20 protein-coding genes are annotated in these 17,126 nt (G+C 64.5%); 14 read left to right on the forward strand and 6 right to left on the reverse strand.

Annotated elements, in window-relative coordinates; all coding sequences use genetic code 11:
* The first annotated feature begins 1 nt into the window (after window position 1).
* From K1177_RS02250 to K1177_RS02280, 7 genes are all read left to right on the forward strand, one after another.
* A complete protein-coding gene (locus K1177_RS02250; protein ID WP_224701697.1) occupies window positions 2–1,564 on the forward strand; it encodes a proton-conducting transporter transmembrane domain-containing protein in 1,563 nt (520 codons plus the stop codon).
* Window positions 1,561–2,040: a Na+/H+ antiporter subunit E gene (locus tag K1177_RS02255; protein WP_224701698.1), complete on the forward strand. Its 480-nt coding sequence runs from the start codon at window positions 1,561–1,563 to the stop codon at window positions 2,038–2,040. Before K1177_RS02250 ends, K1177_RS02255 begins: the two co-directional genes overlap by 4 nt.
* Entirely contained in the window at window positions 2,037–2,333 is a 297-nt protein-coding gene (locus tag K1177_RS02260) for a cation:proton antiporter (RefSeq protein WP_224701699.1), read from the forward strand. The genes K1177_RS02255 and K1177_RS02260 overlap by 4 nt, the downstream gene beginning before the upstream one ends.
* Window positions 2,330–2,689: a monovalent cation/H(+) antiporter subunit G gene (gene mnhG / locus K1177_RS02265; RefSeq protein WP_224701700.1), complete on the forward strand. Its 360-nt coding sequence runs from the start codon at window positions 2,330–2,332 to the stop codon at window positions 2,687–2,689. Before K1177_RS02260 ends, mnhG begins: the two co-directional genes overlap by 4 nt.
* Window positions 2,690–2,805: 116 nt before the next feature.
* On the forward strand, window positions 2,806–3,228 hold the full coding sequence (locus K1177_RS02270) for a MucR family transcriptional regulator (RefSeq protein ID WP_224701701.1): 423 nt from the start codon (window positions 2,806–2,808) through the stop codon (window positions 3,226–3,228).
* 211 nt (window positions 3,229–3,439) lie between these two features.
* Window positions 3,440–3,814 (forward strand): helix-turn-helix domain-containing protein, encoded by a 375-nt coding sequence (locus K1177_RS02275; protein ID WP_224701702.1) that lies wholly within the window; start codon window positions 3,440–3,442, stop codon window positions 3,812–3,814.
* Window positions 3,804–4,292: a DUF6456 domain-containing protein gene (locus K1177_RS02280; RefSeq protein ID WP_224701703.1), complete on the forward strand. Its 489-nt coding sequence runs from the start codon at window positions 3,804–3,806 to the stop codon at window positions 4,290–4,292. The genes K1177_RS02275 and K1177_RS02280 overlap by 11 nt, the downstream gene beginning before the upstream one ends.
* Before the next feature lie 16 nt (window positions 4,293–4,308).
* On the opposite strand, the gene K1177_RS02285 is transcribed toward K1177_RS02280, so the two are convergent.
* A complete protein-coding gene (locus tag K1177_RS02285) occupies window positions 4,309–4,734 on the reverse strand; it encodes a SufE family protein (RefSeq protein ID WP_224701704.1) in 426 nt (141 codons plus the stop codon).
* Window positions 4,735–4,911: 177 nt separating this feature from the next.
* Window positions 4,912–5,205 carry a hypothetical protein gene (locus K1177_RS02290; protein WP_224701705.1) on the reverse strand — a complete coding sequence of 98 codons (294 nt, stop codon included), beginning with the start codon at window positions 5,203–5,205 and terminating at the stop codon, window positions 4,912–4,914.
* A gap of 342 nt (window positions 5,206–5,547) precedes the next feature.
* Between K1177_RS02290 and K1177_RS02295 the strand changes: the two genes are divergently transcribed.
* From K1177_RS02295 to K1177_RS02305, 3 genes are read left to right on the forward strand one after another with little or no spacing between them, the layout of a single operon-like run.
* Window positions 5,548–7,359 (forward strand): PAS domain-containing sensor histidine kinase, encoded by a 1,812-nt coding sequence (locus K1177_RS02295; protein WP_224701706.1) that lies wholly within the window; start codon window positions 5,548–5,550, stop codon window positions 7,357–7,359.
* Window positions 7,356–8,525, forward strand: a complete 1,170-nt coding sequence (locus tag K1177_RS02300) for a peptidoglycan-binding domain-containing protein (RefSeq protein ID WP_224701707.1) — start codon at window positions 7,356–7,358, stop codon at window positions 8,523–8,525. The genes K1177_RS02295 and K1177_RS02300 overlap by 4 nt, the downstream gene beginning before the upstream one ends.
* Window positions 8,526–8,864 (forward strand): DUF1491 family protein, encoded by a 339-nt coding sequence (locus tag K1177_RS02305; RefSeq protein ID WP_224701708.1) that lies wholly within the window; start codon window positions 8,526–8,528, stop codon window positions 8,862–8,864. It abuts the gene before it with no gap.
* A gap of 34 nt (window positions 8,865–8,898) precedes the next feature.
* Here the strand turns inward: K1177_RS02305 and K1177_RS02310 are convergent, their stop codons facing one another.
* On the reverse strand, window positions 8,899–9,987 hold the full coding sequence (locus tag K1177_RS02310; RefSeq protein ID WP_224701709.1) for a DUF2336 domain-containing protein: 1,089 nt from the start codon (window positions 9,985–9,987) through the stop codon (window positions 8,899–8,901).
* Between the two features lie 246 nt (window positions 9,988–10,233).
* On the opposite strand from K1177_RS02310, the gene K1177_RS02315 reads away from it, so the two are divergent.
* The 4 genes from K1177_RS02315 (at window position 10,234) to K1177_RS02330 (ending at window position 13,547) form a co-directional block, all read left to right on the forward strand.
* A complete protein-coding gene (locus K1177_RS02315) occupies window positions 10,234–10,401 on the forward strand; it encodes a hypothetical protein (protein ID WP_224701710.1) in 168 nt (55 codons plus the stop codon).
* A gap of 25 nt (window positions 10,402–10,426) precedes the next feature.
* On the forward strand, window positions 10,427–11,218 hold the full coding sequence (locus K1177_RS02320) for a hypothetical protein (RefSeq protein ID WP_224701711.1): 792 nt from the start codon (window positions 10,427–10,429) through the stop codon (window positions 11,216–11,218).
* 18 nt (window positions 11,219–11,236) lie between these two features.
* The gene (gene chrA / locus K1177_RS02325; protein WP_224701712.1) at window positions 11,237–12,433 is read left to right on the forward strand and encodes a chromate efflux transporter; all 1,197 of its coding nucleotides are present in this window, start codon (window positions 11,237–11,239) and stop codon (window positions 12,431–12,433) included.
* A gap of 70 nt (window positions 12,434–12,503) precedes the next feature.
* Entirely contained in the window at window positions 12,504–13,547 is a 1,044-nt protein-coding gene (locus K1177_RS02330; RefSeq protein ID WP_224701713.1) for a S66 family peptidase, read from the forward strand.
* Window positions 13,548–13,613: 66 nt separating this feature from the next.
* Here the strand turns inward: K1177_RS02330 and K1177_RS02335 are convergent, their stop codons facing one another.
* From K1177_RS02335 to K1177_RS02345, 3 genes are all read right to left on the reverse strand, one after another.
* Window positions 13,614–14,159, reverse strand: coding sequence for a DUF1254 domain-containing protein (locus K1177_RS02335; RefSeq protein ID WP_224701714.1), 546 nt, complete (start codon window positions 14,157–14,159; stop codon window positions 13,614–13,616).
* Window positions 14,156–14,728: a DUF1214 domain-containing protein gene (locus tag K1177_RS02340; RefSeq protein WP_224701715.1), complete on the reverse strand. Its 573-nt coding sequence runs from the start codon at window positions 14,726–14,728 to the stop codon at window positions 14,156–14,158. Before K1177_RS02340 ends, K1177_RS02335 begins: the two co-directional genes overlap by 4 nt.
* Before the next feature lie 109 nt (window positions 14,729–14,837).
* Window positions 14,838–16,997 (reverse strand): transglycosylase domain-containing protein, encoded by a 2,160-nt coding sequence (locus tag K1177_RS02345; protein WP_224701716.1) that lies wholly within the window; start codon window positions 16,995–16,997, stop codon window positions 14,838–14,840.
* Window positions 16,998–17,126 lie beyond the last annotated feature (129 nt).

A 17,126-nucleotide genomic window follows, 5' to 3' on the forward strand; every position in this document is an offset into this window, starting at 1 on the left:
CATGGCCGCACATGACCTGCCGCCTGCCATGATCGAGACTGCGACCCTGCCCATGGCCTGGGTGGTGGTGTTGCCGCTCGTGCTGGCCCTGATGGGCGCAGCCCTCCTGCTGATTGTTCGGCGCTCGCATGGGCTGAGCTTTGTCCTCGCGCTGGTGAGCGTGCTGGCCATCATCGCCTGCGAGATCACCCTGCTGCTGCACGTCTTCGAGAGCGGCCCGGTGAGCATGACCATGGCCAAGTGGCTCCCCCCGTTCGGCATCAGCTTTACGGCAGATGCCTTCGGCGCCAGCTTTGCCCTAGCCGCTGCCGTGGTGACACTGGTGGTGCTGATCTATGCCGAACCCGAACACCCTTCGGCGGTGGGCGGGGGCAGTTTCTATGCGCTGGTGCTGCTGTTGCTGGCCGGTGTCACCGGTTCGTTCCTGACCGGGGACCTGTTCAACCTCTATGTCTGGTTCGAGGTGTTGCTGATCTCCTCGTTCGGCCTGATGGTGCTGGGCGGTCGGGCGGTGCAGCTGGACGGCACGGTGAAATATGGCTTCCTCAATTTCCTCGCGACCACGATCTTCCTGCTCTCGCTGGGCCTGCTCTATGGCCTGCTCGGCACGCTGAACATGGCCGACGTAATGCGCGTGGCGCCCCAGGCCAATCCCGCCGCCATGGCCGGCGTTGCCGCGCTGATGCTGCTGGCGTTCGGCATGAAGGCGGCCGCCTTCCCGGTCAACGCCTGGCTGCCGGCCTCCTATCACGCGCCACCGGCTGCGATTTCCGCTCTAATGGCCGGTCTTCTGACCAAGGTGGGCATCTATGCCCTGCTGCGCACGTTGGTTGCTGTTCTGCCGGCGACGCGTGACGTGCTGGAGCCCGTGCTGATCATCGTGGCGATCGCCACGCTGGTGATCGGTCCGCTGGGCGCCATCGCCGAAACCAATCTGCGTCGCGCGCTGGGCTTCATCGTCATCGGTGGCATCGGCGCGGTCATGGCTGGCATCGCCTTGCCCAATCTGGCCGGTGTCAGCGGCGCGGGACTCTATATCTTCCACGCCATGCTGACCATGACGGCACTCTATCTGGTTGCTGGACTGATCGAGCGGCAAACCGGACAGTCCGACACGCGCTACATCGGTGGGCTCTATGCCACCAGCGCGCCCCTGTCGGTGTTGTTTCTCGTGCTGGTGCTCGCCGCGGCCGGCGTGCCGCCGACACTGGGGTTCTGGCCCAAAGTGCAATTGCTGCAAGGGGGCCTTCAGACCGGCGGCTGGATCGGTGGTCTGCTTGTCACAGCATTGCTGGTCAATGCCGTGCTGACGCTGATCGCCGGGACACGCCTATGGGCGCATATGTTCTGGCGTGCAGCGCCCACTCCCGCCGAGGCGACGCCGGGTGAGCCTCTGCCCATCGGGCGGCTGCATTGGCTGGGATCGGGTGTGCTGTTCGCTCTCATCATCGCGGCGGGCCTGTGGCCAAATCCGATGATGGAAGTGGTGCGCAGCGGCGCCGCCGATATGCTGGACCCAGCGCGCTATGTCAGTGCCGTCGGCCTTGCGGAGGTGACGCCATGAACCTGGCCCTGACCATCACCGGCCTGGCCCTGGCCTGGGCCGCCATCAATGGCAATTTCAGCCCGCTCAACCTGCTGTTCGGTGCCGCCATCGGTCTTTTGACCAGCATGCTCCTGCGCAAGTGGATTGCCCATCCGCGCGTGATGCGTCGGCTGCGCCGCATTGTCTCGCTGGCGCTGCTGTTTTTCTGGGAGCTCAATGTCTCGGCGGTGCGCGTTGCCGCCATTGTGATGACGCCGAACATCCGCGCCGCGCTGCGTCCGGGCATCGTGGCATTCCCGCTCAAGCTGACCACCGACCGGGAGATCACCCTGCTGGCCAATCTCATTACGCTCACGCCGGGTACGCTCAGTGTCGACGTGTCCGAGGACCGCCGCACGCTCTATGTGCATGTCCTCAATCTCAAGGATCGCGACGCACTGGTCGCCGAGATTGCCAATGGCTTCGAGCGCAAGGTGCAGGAGGTGTTCGAATGACGGCGGCCGAACTGCTTTCCCTGACCGCCACCATTTCTCTGGTGATCCTGGGGATCGCCATGTTGATCGCCATTATCCGCGTGGTGATTGGCCCGACACTATCGGATCGAATTCTTGCGCTCGACTTGCTCACAGTCATCGCCATGGGGTTTGTCGCCGCGATCGCTATCCGAACAGGGTTAATGTTGTATTTAGATATAGCTATCAGTCTGGCGCTATTGGGTTTTCTTGCAACCGTGGCCCTGGCTCGCTATATGTTGTCGCGCATCAAGGACGAGGATGATCAGCCATGACAGCTTTGCTGGCCACGGTTCTGGGCTGTATTCTGCTCCTGTTGGGCTCATGCTTTGCACTGCTTGGTGCAGTGGGCGTGTTGCGCCTGCCGGATCTGTACACGCGCATGCATGCTGCCTCAAAGGCGGGCGCCGTCGGCGGCGGAATGATCCTGGTGGCGGTGGCTTTGGTCAGTTTTGACGCAAGTATTGCCCTGCGCGCTGTTATCGGCGCTGCCTTTTTGCTTCTCACCACGCCGGTTTCTGCTCATCTGCTGGCGCGCGTCAGCCATCGTGGCGGGTATCATACTCAGACCACAATGTTTATTGATGAGTTGGCAGCTGCGTCCCCGAGTAAAGGCACTCTCGAGCAGTAAAATTTGCTTTGTGCAATTTAATGTTGGTCCGCTTGCTTGCGGTACTAAACGGTCGTAGTACACGTCGTTGGCCAACATAGACCGAATGGATGGCCACCTATCTGAAAGGTTGAAATATGAATGAGAACACCGGTTCGGGAGCCGGCTTTGAGCAAGATTTGATCGAACTCAGCGCCGGAATTGTCTCGGCATATGTAAGTCACAATGCCATGAGCCCCGGCGATCTGCCCAAGCTGATCTCCGACGTTCACAGTGCGCTGCGTTCGCTGTCGACCAACGAAGTCGTCGTTGCCGTCGAAGAGCTCAAGCCCGCAGTTCCTGTCCGCAAGTCCGTGGCGCCCGACTACATCATCTGCCTGGAAGACGGCAAGAAGTTCAAGTCGCTCAAGCGCCACCTGCGCACCCACTACAATCTCTCGCCGGAAGAATACCGCGAGAAGTGGGGTCTGCCGGCCGACTACCCGATGGTTGCCCCGAGCTATTCGGCAACCCGCTCCAAGCTGGCCAAGGACAATGGCCTGGGCCGCAAGGCCGCTTAAAAGGCGTTTACGCCAACACCACGAAACGTCGCGTTCGATCACCTGCTCCCAAGCGCAGTTCCGAACCCCGGCGACAGCTAGTGTCAAACGGTCGCCCCATGGGGCGGCCGTTTGACGTTTCAGGGGTGCCGATCGGTGCCACTTATCCCCGCCCCCTTGCCAAGCCGCAATATCTAGGAAATCATTCCTATATTGCGAACGAGGCATTGTCATGTTGCATTCCGTTTCCCCCCTCCGCGCGGCGCTTTTGCCGCCGGTGGCCAGCCGCGACGCGCGCTCCTGCAGCGCTGTGATTGCGCTGGTTGCCCAGGAAAAAAATCTTCCGCCGCATTTGCTTGTGCATCCGTCGCGGTGCCGCCGCGCCACTGCCCGGGCCCGGCAATTGGCCATGTATCTGTCCCATGTGGTGATGGGCCATTCGCTGACCGAGATCGCCCGGGCCTTTGGTCGGGATAGGACAACAGTCTCCCACGCCTGCGCGCTGATCGAGGATTTGCGCGATGATCCCGGCTTTGACGCCGAAGTCAGCCGCTACGAGCGGCGGCTCGAAGAGGCAGCAGGGGAGGCGGGCGGCCATGGCTGGTGAGGGCACTGTTCTGACGCGGCTGGCCACCGCCAGCGCCGGCGAAGCGGCGTTCCTGTCGCCCGAACAGCTGCTGGCCGCCAGCCGGCTCGAAGGTCTGATCCGGCGCGCGCAACTGGTGCAGCGGGTGACCATGGCCTATGACCCCGCGCGCATCGGGCGCCAGCCGGGCGGTGATGGTGGCGTCGATCTCGGTGACAGTGCATTCGACGCCCGACGCCGGCTCAATCAGCTGGCCGGCACCTTGCCAGTCGATTGCTGGAGCGTGTTGTTTGACGTCTGTGGATTGGGAAAAGGCCTGCAGACCATAGAGAGCGAACGGCGCTGGCCGCGGCGCAGCGCCAAGCTGGTGCTGCGCATAGCCCTGAGCCAATTGGCAACGGCGTGGGGACTGGACGGCGCGGCGCAGGGGGCCGAGACGGCGCGCGCACACGCATGGATGGAACAGCGCCTGCCCATCGTGCCGCCGCTTGCGGACTGACGGGCCGGCAGCCAGGCTAGCGCAGCGCCTGGCCTTCGGCGCGGATGCGGTTGACCATGGCGACCAGGCCATTGGAGCGCTGCGCCGTCAGATGCTCGCGCAGGCCCAGGCGGTCAAAGATGGCAATGGCATCGGTGTCGGCGATCTCGCCGGCGGGGCGACCGGAATAGAGTGCCAGCAGCACGGCCACCAGGCCCTGCACGATCATCGCGTCGCTTTCGCCGCGATAGGAGAGAATGGTCTGGCCATTGTCCTGCTGGGTGCTGGCCGAAAGCCACACCTGCGAGACGCAACCATGCACGCGATTGGCGTCGGACTTTTCGCTCTCTGCCAGCCGGGGCAGGGCCTGGCCCAGCTCGATCAGATAGCGATAGCGATCCTCCCAGTCGTCAAGGAAGGAGAGATTTTCGGCAATGTCCTGGAAGGCTGCTGGCTCGGTCATGCCGTCTATCTAGGAGGGTGGGGCCGCGCAGGCAAGTGCGCACCCCAGGATGGTGTGGCCGATAAAAAGAAGCCCCAAGCACGGGGCAGCGTGCTTGGGGCAGTCCCAGGGCCTTTGGAGAGCGCCGCTTGGGGAAACGGGCAACCCTGGATGACGTTTGGCGCCGGGCGAACCCGGTCAGCCGGCCCGATCCGGTCTCGGACGGGGAATGGGGGCCACAATGCCGCTGCTGGCGGGCGTCGTGGGGGGCAGGGCGGCGGCGGTCTGCTGCAGCGTGGCAGCAACCACGGCCTTGCCGCCCAGGCATGTCAGGCTGGTGCATTCGATGGCGTTGACCTGGCTGGCAACGACCTGGCTGCCCGCTGCCATGGCCTGTGCCGCCATGGCGCCCGTATCGGGCAGATCAGCGCCTGGACGGATCACCAGATAGGCAACCGTGAGCCAGAAAACAGAACGAACAACCACAAACATAACCAGTCCCGAACCTATGGGCAGGGCATCGCTCGCCCCGTTGATACCCACGCTATCGGGCCCCCCTTAAGCGCTATTGGGACATTTCGATAAAATTAGATGCAAATGCGCGGCACCGCGGCGGCGGGTGCAACGCCTTGTTTACGCTAACCGGAAAAAGGCCCCCCGTTCGACCCGCACAAGCCGTTACGGGCCAGACATTTAAGGCCGCTTTAGCTCTTGGCGGCCAGTGTGGGCGCAACAAGGCCCGGAGACGATTCAGGCCCTGCGCGATCCCTCCGGGGATCAAGCCCGACGTGTTCCGGCCCCAGAGTAGCGGGGTCGTTAGTGAGAGTAGTGCGTATGCGTAGCCCGTTCTCTTTCAGCGCAAGCAAAGAGATCTCCCAGGCGGTTGCCGGCAGTGGCCACCGGCCAGAGGCGCTGCGCCGCAAGACGCTCGCCGACAACGCGCGCATCGCCATCGGTGCAAGCGCCCTGGCCATTCCTGTGGCCGTCTATTTCCTCGTCACCGGCTTCGCCTTGCCCTTCGTGTTGGTCATCATGTCGCTGGCTTCGGGCATGATCACCCTGGCGCTGCACCAGCGCCGGCTGTTCGAACAGGCCGCGGCCGGGCAGGTCTATACGATCCTGCTGCTGGGCCTGGTGATGACGCTGGCCGATCCCCAACTGGGCGACATGGGCATGGCGGTGACCGTGCTGGCGCCCGTGCTGGCTGCCCTGCTGGGACGCAAGGACCTGCGTTGCCAGAGCTGGATCATGGCTGGCGTGGTGCTGGCGCTGGGCGCCATCGGCAGCATGCTGGGCCTGGCCGCTGTTGTGGCCGGCACGCCCTCGTGGTGGCTGGCCGGTGGCATGGCGTTCTTGGGCAGTGTCGTGGTGCTGGTTCACACCGCCAGCCGTATTGGCGGCGCCTACGAAGTCTATGACAAATCCCAGGTGACAGCTTATCGCCACCTGATCGAACATGTGCAGGATGCCGTGATCCGCTTCTCCAGCGATGGCGAACTGTTGCTCGCCTCGCGCTCGTCGGAAAAGCTGTTCGGCTGCCAGCGCTACGAGTTGACCGGCAGTGGGCTGGGCGAACGGCTGCATGTGCTGGACCGGCCCCTCTATTTGACAGCCTTTGCCGACGCCAACCAGGGCGGCCAGTCGCGCACCATCGAAGTGCGCATGCGCCGCGACGATCCGCACTCGGGCGCTGCGCTGCCGACCTTCATCTGGGTTGAAGTGTGCTTCTCGCCGGTCATGGAAAGCTCCATGAACGGGCTGCGCTTTGAAGTGGTGGCACTGCTGCGCGACATCACCGAGCGCAAGGACGATGAGGCCATGATGGCCGAAGCCCGCCGTGTTGCCGAGGAGGCCTCGAGCGCCAAGTCGCGCTTCCTGGCAACGATAGGCCATGAGCTGCGCACACCGCTCAATGCCGTCGTCGGCTTTTCGGAAATGATGAGCAGCGGCATCGGCGGCGAACTGTCGCCGACGCATCAGGAATATGCCGGACTGATTCACCAGAGCGGCAAGCATCTGCTCGAAGTGGTGCGCATGCTGCTCGACATGTCGCGGCTGGAGGCCGGCAAGTTCGAGCTGCAGACCGAGCAGCTCCAGCTGCAGGACCTGATTGAGCCTTGCTTCAGCATGGTGGGCGTGATCGCACGCGAGCAGGACATTCGCCTCGTCGCCGACATCAGCCCCAACGTGCCCATGCTGATGGCCGATGAACGCGCCTGCCGCCAGATCCTGATCAATCTGCTGTCCAATGCCGTCAAGTTCAGCCGCCCGCACGGCACTGTGACTGTCAGCATCAAGCGGCAGGGCCAGTCGCTGAACCTGTCGGTCAGCGACAATGGCATCGGCATGGCACCCGAATCGCTGGCCCGCGTTGGCGAGCCCTTCTTCCAGGCTCATGACGGTCTTGATCGCCGCTATGAGGGAACGGGACTGGGCCTGTCCATCGTCAAGGGCCTGGTGGACTTGCATGACGGCACGCTCAGGGCCATGTCTGAAATCGGGGTGGGGACAACCATGACGGTGTTGCTGCCCATAAACGGTCCGGCAATAAAAGCCGAAGAGACTGCCACCATCACGCCCATCCGCAAAGAATCGGTCGCCACCTCCATCTCCTCATGGCAAGACGAAAAAAGAAAAGCGCAATGACGGCTAGCACCCTCTCTCATCTGCCTCTGGCGGCTGGCAGCGCCCTTCTGGCTGCCCTGGGTCGTTCGGGTCGCTGGGCCCTGACGCACTACATGCGGGCCCCCTTGGCGTCCACCGGGCTGATGGCCCTGGTGACCCTGACGGCGCTGGCCGGCAGCAATGCCCTCTATTTCCAGACCAAGCGGCACCCGGCGCCGTTCTTTGCACCGGCACAGACCGCATCGCTCGACGTTGTGCCTCAGGCCGCACCACAGCCCAGCCAGGACGAGACGGCGGCGCTGCCGGTGATCCCGGCGCAGCGCAGTATGGTGCCGGCCCCTGTTGTGGCCAATGAAACCACGGGCAGCGTCACCGCGCCGGTGGTGCCCGACGCCCCAGTGGGCAACAAGCAGGCTTTTGCCGTGCAGAAGAAGCTGACCGAACTGGGCCTGTTCCAGGGCACGGTGGACGGCTTTTATGGCCCCATGACAGCCAATGCCATCCGCGCCTTTGAACAGCGCAACGGCCTTGAGCCGACCGGGGCGATGACACCCTCGGTGGTCGACGCTATTCTCCAGTCCGATGCTGCAGGGCGCATGCCGGTGGTGCAGCCGGTGGCCCAGCCAGTCGCCCAGGTGCAACCCGCGCCGGTCGTGGTGCAGCCCCAGCCTGTGCGCCAGGCAAGCGTCGCGCCCCAGCCCCAGCCCATGGTGCAGACCACGCAGAACCTGACCCCGGTGGATAACGCTGTCGACGTGGTCGGCAACGCTGCCGAAACCACCATCGATTCCATCGTCGCCGCGTTTGAATCGAGCCCGGCTACACCGCTGACGCCGCGCGCTGCCCTGCCGGCGCTCAATCCGGCGAGGACACCGGCCGCCACTGTGCCCGCGCAGGCCCAGAGCGTCGCGCCGGCCCAGCCCGAGCAGGCCGTGCAACGCGTCGCCGACATTTCGCCGCAGACCGTGGCGCCACCGGTGAACCCGGCCAACAATGTGCAGCTGGTGACCCAGATTCAGCGCGGCCTGGCCAGCCTGGGGTTCTATCATGGCGCCATCGACGGGCATCCCGGCGATTCCACGGCGCGCGCGATCCGCGAGTTCGAGAATTTCAACAGCTACAAGCTGACCGGCGAGGTCAAGCCGGACCTGGTTGAGCTGCTGCGCAATGCCGGCGCAACACTCTAGGTGAGCCTACTACGCGCCGACCTGTGGTGTGGGGTGTTTGTGCGCAGGCACAACGACCTGGGGCACATGTGTGTGGTGTCGCGCCGCGGCGACTCCATTGCCGGACAGGTGTTCATCGAGGTCGACCACCTTGATGGCACCGCCTCGCTCTACACCCCCGCGCCGATCGCCAGTCGCCAGCAGGATGACGCAGGCCTGGTGTTCCAATGCCGGTTCCACCACGTCGAACCCGCCAAGGTGCGCGACCGTATTGCCCGCGAGGTCGAGTTTGACCCCGACCTCTGGGTATTGAGCCTGGATTTGCGCGGCGATGACCTTGGGATTGACCTGGTCAAATAGGGTCTGAGCCCGCATTGGGCCGATGCTGCTCGCTTTAGCTGGCGCGCTTGATGCCGATGCGGGCGAGGGCTTCGATGGCCTGTTCGACGACCGGATTGTGCGCCGGGGCCAGCGAAGGCGTGCGGCGGCTGGTCTCGGTGAAGGGCTTGTATTCGGGCTTGGCCAGCTCGAGCAGGTTCACCTCGCCGCGCCAGGCGCTCATCAGATAGGCCATCGAGTCCGGCGAGACATTGCCGAACATGGTGGCGAAATCGGCCAGGGCGCGCGAGCGCTCGCTGTCGTGGCTGGTGGCGTGGATGAGCACCTTGAGCCCGTCATAGGCGCTGCAGCCGAAGGCGCGCAGCATGACAAAGAGCGAGGCGCCGGTGACGTCGTGGGCGATCTGGCCGCAGCGCACTTCATCCAGACCCGTGATCTGGCTGAGCAGCTTGGTGACTTCGGGGCGACGATTTTCCGAGAACAGCTTCATCAGCGCCAGGGTCAGCTCGGCATTGGCCACAGTGAGCTGCTCGATGGTCTTTTTGATCGGCGCGGCAGGGGTATCGCGATGCGCGAAGGCCTGGATGACCTTGAGACGGTCGGCATCGGAGAGGTCAAAGAAGGCCGGGGCCAGGAGGGCCGCGTCGAAGTCGCTGCGTTTGGCCAGCGACTCGGCGACCATGTGGTCCATCTGGGCGGAACGGGCCAGGGCGCTGAGATAGGCGCCGCGCGGCACGATATGGGTATTGGCAGCCAAGGCCCTGTAAACCTTGCGCGAATTCATCTGGAACAGCTTGGCCAGCACGATGTTGGACAGGTCCGGACGGGCGGCCAGGGTGGCCGCCGCCGGAACGTCGTAGCGGGCAATGATCTCCAGCATCGTGGCTTCGCTGAGTTCGACGGCCGTGGTCAGGAAAGTGTTGAGGTCCTCGCCGATATTTTCCACCACCAGCGCTTCCAGCACCGGCGACAGCACGGCAGCGCGGCCCAGGATGGCAGCGCCCTTGGCACGGGCCTGTGGGCCGGCAATGGGGAACAGACGGCTGGCAAGTGCTTCAAACTGTTCCATTTCGGGAGCAGTGGCCTTGCCGCGGCGCGCATAGGCGTCACAGGCGGCAATCAGAAGCGTGTTCGTCCGGTCCACGCCGCCGGACTCAATCAGCAGTTGAAACGTCTCGTAAGGCTGAAAACCAAGCATATCGTGGGGACCGTCATATCGGAATCGCATCACATTCGATGCACAGCCACTCTTGCCGGCAATTCGTTAGCAGACTGTTAACCTTGACGATCTCTTAATGGGGACAGAACGCACTGGGGCGAAGTGCGGACTGATTTGCAACACGAAGCGCGGCCTCCAGGGGAAGGAGGAGCGGGACCCACGGAGGATAGCTTGGCTAAGCTCTTCAGTATCAACGAACGACGGACGGCATCCACACCCGGCAAGACGCTCCCGGGTGACGCAAAAATCCTGATGTTCACCGGAGTGCGTTATGAACGCGGCACGCCTGGCAAGCCGACCAAGACCATCGACCCGTCAACCAAGCGCAAGCGTGGCTGATGTTCTGCGCGCCCTCGGGCGCGGTGTGAGCATCCTCGTCCTGGCCAATCTGGCTTTTGCCTGTGTCGCCCGCCCGACGGGTGACTTCGGCCGCGCCGAGCCGGGCATCGTGCATGATACGGCCATGCCGATGGCCGGGGATATGTTGGCCCGCGCCCGCAAGGAGCCGGTCTCCCGCTTCAATATCACCGACCAGGAGCGGGAGATGCATGACCGCGTCTGGCGCTTCCTGGTGGCCCCGCATGCGCAGGACTGGCTTTTCGACAGCTCCGTGGAGCTGCAGCGCACCCGCATCATTCCGCCGCGCGACGAGCGCTACACCACCGACCGCTATTACGCCTGGCTCAAGCGCACGCAATATCAATCCTCGCGCACCCGCTACAGCACCGTGGGCAACCACGCCAGCATCGACATCGAAACGCTGCCGACCACCTTTGCCGCCATTTGCGCGGTGATTGCGGTGGACCAGCAGCGCGCCATTGCGCTGGGCAATCTGTCGCCGCGCCTGCCCGAAACGGCGGCAGCGGAAGTGGCGGCACGCCGCGCCGAGAACGATGCCTTCATCGCCTGGTTCGTGCGCGCGCTCAACTATCGCTACGACAGCTACAATTTCGCGCTCGACAGCCTGCTGGTGGAAACACCGCATGAGCAATCCCTGGCGGTGGACGAGACGCTGCGTCGGCTCTCGGTCTATGTCGGCCGCGCCAACCGGCACGACTTCTGCGGCAATGGCGGCCAGATGGCCGGCTACAGCAATGTCGTCATACCGTCACGCTACCAACATAAGGGCGACACCGAGATCGTGCTGCAGAAGTAGCGTCTGCCGGAGCGTAACATGGACAACCCAGCCCAGCATCGCAGCGGCACGCCCGGCGAAGTATTTGGCGCCTTCCTCAAGCTGGGCCTGACCGCCTTCGGCGGGCCGATCGCCCATCTGGGCTATTTCCGCGACGAACTGGTGCTGCGCCGCCGCTGGCTGGACGAGGCGGCCTATGCGGATTTGGTGGCCCTCTGCCAGTTCCTGCCGGGCCCCGCTTCGAGCCAGGTCGGCTTTTCCCTTGGCCTGCTGCGGGCCGGGCCGCTGGGCGCACTCGCCGCCTGGACGGCCTTTACGCTGCCATCGGCCCTGCTGCTGGTTGCCTTTGCCATCATCGCCGGCACGCTGGAGGGGCCTCTGGCGCTGGGCATTGTGCATGGGCTCAAGCTGGTGGCGGTCGCCGTGGTGGCCCAGGCCGTCTGGGGCATGGCGCGCAGCCTGACGCCGGACCGGCAGCGGGCGACGCTGGCCGTGATCGCCATTGCCGCGGTTGTGCTGCTGCCGGGCGCAATCGGGCAGATTGCGGCCATTGTGCTGGGCGTCATCGGTGGTCTGGCGGTCTGCCGCGATGGCGCACAAGCGCCGGTGTCGGTGACGCATTTTCCGGTGTCGGCGCGGGCAGGATGGTCTGCGCTGGCGCTGTTTGCCATCCTGCTGCTGGGCCTGCCGCTGCTGGCCGGGGTGACCAACTGGCCGGGACTGGATCTCTTTGATGGCTTTTATCGCGCCGGGGCGCTGGTGTTCGGCGGCGGCCATGTGGTGCTGCCGCTGCTCGAAAGCGAGACGGTGGCGCGCGGCTGGCTGAGCCGCGACGCCTTCATGGCCGGATATGGCGCCACCCAGGCGGTGCCAGGACCGCTCTTCACCTTCGCCGCCTATCTGGGCATGCTGGCCCAGAGTTGGGCTGGGGCCGCGCTGGCACTCATAGCGGTGTTTCTGCCGGGCTTCCTGCTGCTGGTGGGCGTGCTGCCGTTCTGGAATCGCCTGCGGGCCGCGCCACTGGCACAGGCCGGGATGCGCGGCGCCAATGCTGCCGTGGTGGGCGTGCTCGGAGCCGCGCTCTATGACCCCGTGATCACCAGCGCCGTGCTGACGCCGCTTGATATGGCCCTGGCGACGGCGGGCTTTGTCGCCCTCATTGTCTGGAAGGCGCCGCCCTGGGTGGTGGTGCTGGCCTTGGCGATCGCTGGCGGGCTGATCGGGCTGATGGGGTAGGGGCCATTGCTTTGGCCGGCCCATGCGGCGATGGTGCTGGCCAGACATCCATTCGGTTCGCGAGACAATCGTGCAGCTCATCCAGCCCCGCCGCCTGCAGAAGGGCGACACCATCGCCACCGTATCGCCCTCCTGGGGCGGCCCAGGGACGTTTCCGCAGCGCTATGCGGCGGGGAAGGCGCAGCTTGAGGCAGAATTCGGCCTGCGGGTGGTGGAAATGCCCCACACGCTGGCGCCGCCGGAGTTTGTTGCCGCCAATCCCAAGGCGCGTGCCGACGATCTGATGGCGGCCTTTGCCGATCCCGATATTGCCGGCATCTTCTCCACCATCGGTGGCGATGACTGCATTCGCCTCTTGCCCTACCTCGACCTCGACGTGATCCGCGCCAATCCCAAGGTGTTTCTGGGCTTTTCGGATACGACCTCGCTGCATTTCGCATGCCTGACGGCAGGGCTTTCGAGCTTTTACGGCCCCAGCATCATGGCCGGCTTCGGTGAGAATGCCGGCATGCATGCTTATAGCGTGGAAGGTGTCCGCAAGGCGCTTTTTGCGCCCGCACCGATGGGCCTGGTGCCCGACAACACCGAAGGCTGGACGGCTGAGCGGCTGGACTGGGCCGACCCGGCGCTGCAGAGCCAGAAGCGAAGGCTGCATCCGGCTGGCCGCCCGCGCCTCTTGCAGGGGCAGGGACAGGTGAGCGGTCATCTGCTGGGCGGCTGCGCCGAAGTGATCGAAATGGTCAAGGGCACGCCCTGGTGGCCGGGGCCCGAGAGGTGGCGCGGCGCCATCCTCTTCTACGAGACCTCCGAAGAGGCGCCGCCGCCGCGCTACATCAAGTACTGGATGCGCAATCTGGTGGCACAGGGCATCTTGCCGGTGCTGGCCGGCATGCTGATCGCCCGCCCGGACCCGCTGGGCGATGCCGACTATCAGGACAAGCTCGAAACAGCCATCTGCGAAAGCCTGGCCGAAGCCGGGCTGGAACGCCTGCCGGTGCTGAGCGGGCTCGATTTCGGCCATACCCAGCCCATGCTGACGCTGCCCTATGGCGCCATGGCGCAGATCGATTGCGAGACGGCGAGCCTCACGATCCTTTCGTCCGGCGTCATCTGAGCCGCAGCTTTTGCAAACCCTTTGGATGGCCCTGGAAACTGACGTTCCGTCCAGTCCGGTCCGACGCTAGAGCCTTGGCCCGCAGGTGACCTTGGACAGCGCCTCGGCAAAGCGGGGGCGCATGACGTCGTGCGGGGGGATCAGTCGCACCAGGGCGAAAAGCTGATCGACATCGGCTTCGACGACCAACAGGCCATCGGGCACATCCAGCGTCTGCTGGGCCAAAAGGCGCGTCTGTGCGGCATTGAAAATGCCCAGCTTGAGGGTCTGGTTGATGCCGTCGCGATTGGTGGTGGAATAGGCCACCACGCCATCGCTCTTGAACAGCGCCACCGACCAGGGCGCCTCGGGCAGCACACCATTGAGATAGGCCGGCCCGGCGGTGAGATCGATGCTGCATACGCCATAGATCAGCGCCGGATCGAGCCCGAGCGGATTAGGCTGGCCGGCCTCGACCGGGGGCAGGATGACCATGCGATCGGCGGCATCGAGCGCAGCGATGTGTGCGGAAATCGTGTCTTCGGCCAGGCGCGGCAGGGTGAGGATGACGACCAGATGGATGATGCCGCCCAGCACCACGCCGCCGGCCAGCCAGAGCAGGAAGCGCGTCATGGGCAAGCCTCCTTGGTAATGGCCGGCATCGAGGAATCGCTCGAAAAGCCCGAGAAAGTTGCGGTGTCATAAAGGCTGAGCACCAGGCGGAACGGGCCGTCACCGCTCAGTTCCAGCCAGTTGCCCGCCGAAAGATGCTTGCCGATGGCTATGGCGATCGAGCCGTCGTTGGGCCGGGACAGGCCATTGGACCGCAGGACCGGATCAGCATCGGGCGCGGCGATATTGATGCCGTCCTCATCGAGGGCCACCAGCGTCCATCCGGTGGCCAGGGGCGTCATCCCCACGACCTTGTAGGTGCAGTCACGGGTGAGTGGATCGCCGGCGCTATCCGTGCTGGCGGTGAAGCGGATGCCTTCGGCCTGGCCAAGCTGCAACTCGCCTTCGCGCACCAGAAAGCTGCGGGTATAGGGATTGGGTGTGGGCGAGCCGGCATCGGGCCAGGCAGCCCAGGGGCCGATCTCGACAGCACCGAACATGCGCCCGTCGTTGAGCGCGTAATAGCTCAGCCCGAAGCCCACCCCCAGCGCCACGGTGCACATCATCAGCAGATAGAGGACGAAGCGCATCGGGTCAGCAGCTCGGATCGGGAAACGGCATGGGCGGCGGCAACCTGCGCAAGGACAGTGTTCAGCCTATAGCAAGGGGGGCGCGGAGTCGAAAGGGTGCAACAAGGGGTCAGAGCCCCTCGACCGCTGTCGGAACAGACGCCCTGGCCTCCACCTTGCCGCCGCCCGCCGCCAGATCGGACTTGAACATGTCGGCCAGCACCACCAGCTTGCGCGCCGCCTGCGGCGTCAGGCTGGGCGGGCGCTGTTCCTGCTCGGTCTCGAGCGCTTCCGCGTCGCTGGCCGCCACAATGGTCGGCTCGGGCGTGAAATCGACGCCGAACACCGGCTTGATCTCGATATTGGTGTGGGCATAGGCCATGAACTTCTGCCAGGCGATGGCCGGCAATGTGCCGCCCGTCAGATTGTTGGTCGGGTGATAGTCATCATTGCCGAACCAGACGGCGGCCACGTAATTGCCGGTGAAGCCGCAGAACCAGGCATCGCGATACGATGACGTGGTGCCCGACTTGCCGACCGCGGGGACGCCCTCGATCTGCGCGCGCCGGCCCGTGCCGCCGGTGACCACGCCGCGCAGCATGGAATTCATATTGGCCACGGTGGTTTCGCTCAGCACCCGCTCGCGCGGGGCATCGGGATCATAGTCATAGATCACGGTGCCATCGAGCGTGGACAGGCGGGTGATGCCGAAGGCGGGCGTCTTGTAGCCATGGTTGGCCAGAACCGCATAGGACGAGGTCATGTCCAGCACCGAGACCGAGGCAACGCCCAGCGCCAGCGAGCGGGTCACCGGATAATCGGCCTGCAGGCCCATGCGATGGCTGAGCGAGGCGATGGTGTCGCGACCGGTCTTGATCGACAGCGTCACCGGCACCGTATTGAGCGACTGGGCAAAGGCGCTCGCCAGCGTCACCGAGCCCTTGTAGCTGCGGCCATAGTTCTGCGGGCACCAGTCCCCGATGCACACCGGGCGGTCGGTGATGACATCCTTGGGCGTCAGGCCAAGCTGCTCGAAGGCTTCCGAATAGACAAAGATCTTGTAGGCCGAGCCCGGCTGGCGCGTGGAGACGATGGCGCGGTTGAACTGGCTCTTGCCGTAGTCGGTGCCGCCCACCATGGCGCGGACGGCGCCCTGGGTATCGGTGACCACCATGGCCGCCTGGCCGACATCATACTGCTCGGTGCCTTCATGCACCGTGGAGACAACGGCATCGACGGCATATTTCTGCAGTGTCGTGTCGATGGTGGTGCGGACGACGAAATTATTGCCGGTGGTGCCGCTGGCCTCGATGATCTTCTTGGCTTCGGCGAAGGCCCAGTCGAGGAAATAATTGGGCGAATTGGCGTCGACCGCACGATCCACCGGGGTTGCCGGATGGCGCCGGGCAGCAGACACCTGCCCCTCGGTGAGGAAGCCGGCAGCGACCAGGTTGGACAGCACCAGATTGGCGCGGCCGCGCGCAGCCGCCAGGTCGACATGGGGGGCATAGCGGGTCGGGGCCTTGAACAGGCCCGAGAGCATGGCAGCCTCGGCCAGGTTGATGTCCTGCACCTTCTTGCCGAAATAATAGTCGGCCGCCGCCACGACACCGAAATTGCCGCCGCCCATATAGGCGTGGTCGAAATAGAGCTTGAGGATCTGGTCCTTGCTGTAGTGCCACTCGAGCCAGACGGCCAGGAACGCCTCGATGATCTTGCGCTCGATGGTGCGTTCCGAACTCAGGAACAGGTTCTTGGCCAGCTGCTGGGTGATCGAGGAGCCGCCCTGGGTGGAGCTGTCGCCCCCCGCATTGCTGACCAGGGCGCGCAGCGTGCCGACCACGTCGATGCCGAAATGGTCATAAAAACGCCGGTCTTCCGTGGCGAGGGTAGCCTTGATGAGATAGTCGGGCATGTCGGCCAGAGCCACCGAATCGTCAGAGCGGATGCCGCGGCGGCCGATCTCATTGCCGAAGCGATCCATGAAGACGACGGAATAGTCTTCTGCGCGGTTGAACTCGCCCAGGGCCGTCGCATTGAAGGCCGGCAGGGCCAGCGCCACCATCAGCACACAGCCGATGGCGAAAAAGGAGAAGCCGTCGGAGAGGATTTCCACGAACAGGCGCTTGAACCCGCTGACCCGGAACACCGAGAAGGCATCCTGCAGCCGCGTCCAGCCCCGGCCCATGCGTTGGGCGGACTCGTACAGCGAAGAATCCAGCCAGGCATCGGCTGCCAGCAGGCTCGAGCCCTTTTTCCGCTTCTGCTTGGTATAGAACGGGTCCTGCACCGATTTCCCCACTAGGCGCCTCACGCAGTGTTGTCCGCAAGGCGTGGCAATGCAACGCTATCGCTGCAATATGATTGCCCTTGGCGCCAGACAAGCGCAAACCGGCAACAGCTTTAAGATGACTGGGTT

It is taken from the genome of Devosia aquimaris (genome assembly GCF_020169335.1).
Lineage (GTDB): Bacteria > Pseudomonadota > Alphaproteobacteria > Rhizobiales > Devosiaceae > Devosia > Devosia aquimaris.

Excerpts from the sequence above, each read along its gene's own strand:
- K1177_RS02250 (WP_224701697.1), top strand. The coding sequence starts at position 2 with ATGGCCGCACATGACCTGCCGCCTGCCATGATCGAGACTGCGACCCTG.
- K1177_RS02255 (WP_224701698.1), top strand. The coding sequence starts at position 1,561 with ATGAACCTGGCCCTGACCATCACCGGCCTGGCCCTGGCCTGGGCCGCC.
- K1177_RS02260 (WP_224701699.1), top strand. The coding sequence starts at position 2,037 with ATGACGGCGGCCGAACTGCTTTCCCTGACCGCCACCATTTCTCTGGTG.
- mnhG (WP_224701700.1), top strand. The coding sequence starts at position 2,330 with ATGACAGCTTTGCTGGCCACGGTTCTGGGCTGTATTCTGCTCCTGTTG.
- K1177_RS02270 (WP_224701701.1), top strand. The coding sequence starts at position 2,806 with ATGAATGAGAACACCGGTTCGGGAGCCGGCTTTGAGCAAGATTTGATC.
- K1177_RS02275 (WP_224701702.1), top strand. The coding sequence starts at position 3,440 with ATGTTGCATTCCGTTTCCCCCCTCCGCGCGGCGCTTTTGCCGCCGGTG.
- K1177_RS02280 (WP_224701703.1), top strand. The coding sequence starts at position 3,804 with ATGGCTGGTGAGGGCACTGTTCTGACGCGGCTGGCCACCGCCAGCGCC.
- K1177_RS02285 (WP_224701704.1), bottom strand. The coding sequence starts at position 4,734 with ATGACCGAGCCAGCAGCCTTCCAGGACATTGCCGAAAATCTCTCCTTC.
- K1177_RS02290 (WP_224701705.1), bottom strand. The coding sequence starts at position 5,205 with ATGTTTGTGGTTGTTCGTTCTGTTTTCTGGCTCACGGTTGCCTATCTG.
- K1177_RS02295 (WP_224701706.1), top strand. The coding sequence starts at position 5,548 with ATGCGTAGCCCGTTCTCTTTCAGCGCAAGCAAAGAGATCTCCCAGGCG.
- K1177_RS02300 (WP_224701707.1), top strand. The coding sequence starts at position 7,356 with ATGACGGCTAGCACCCTCTCTCATCTGCCTCTGGCGGCTGGCAGCGCC.
- chrA (WP_224701712.1), top strand. The coding sequence starts at position 11,237 with ATGGACAACCCAGCCCAGCATCGCAGCGGCACGCCCGGCGAAGTATTT.
- K1177_RS02335 (WP_224701714.1), bottom strand. The coding sequence starts at position 14,159 with ATGACGCGCTTCCTGCTCTGGCTGGCCGGCGGCGTGGTGCTGGGCGGC.
- K1177_RS02340 (WP_224701715.1), bottom strand. The coding sequence starts at position 14,728 with ATGCGCTTCGTCCTCTATCTGCTGATGATGTGCACCGTGGCGCTGGGG.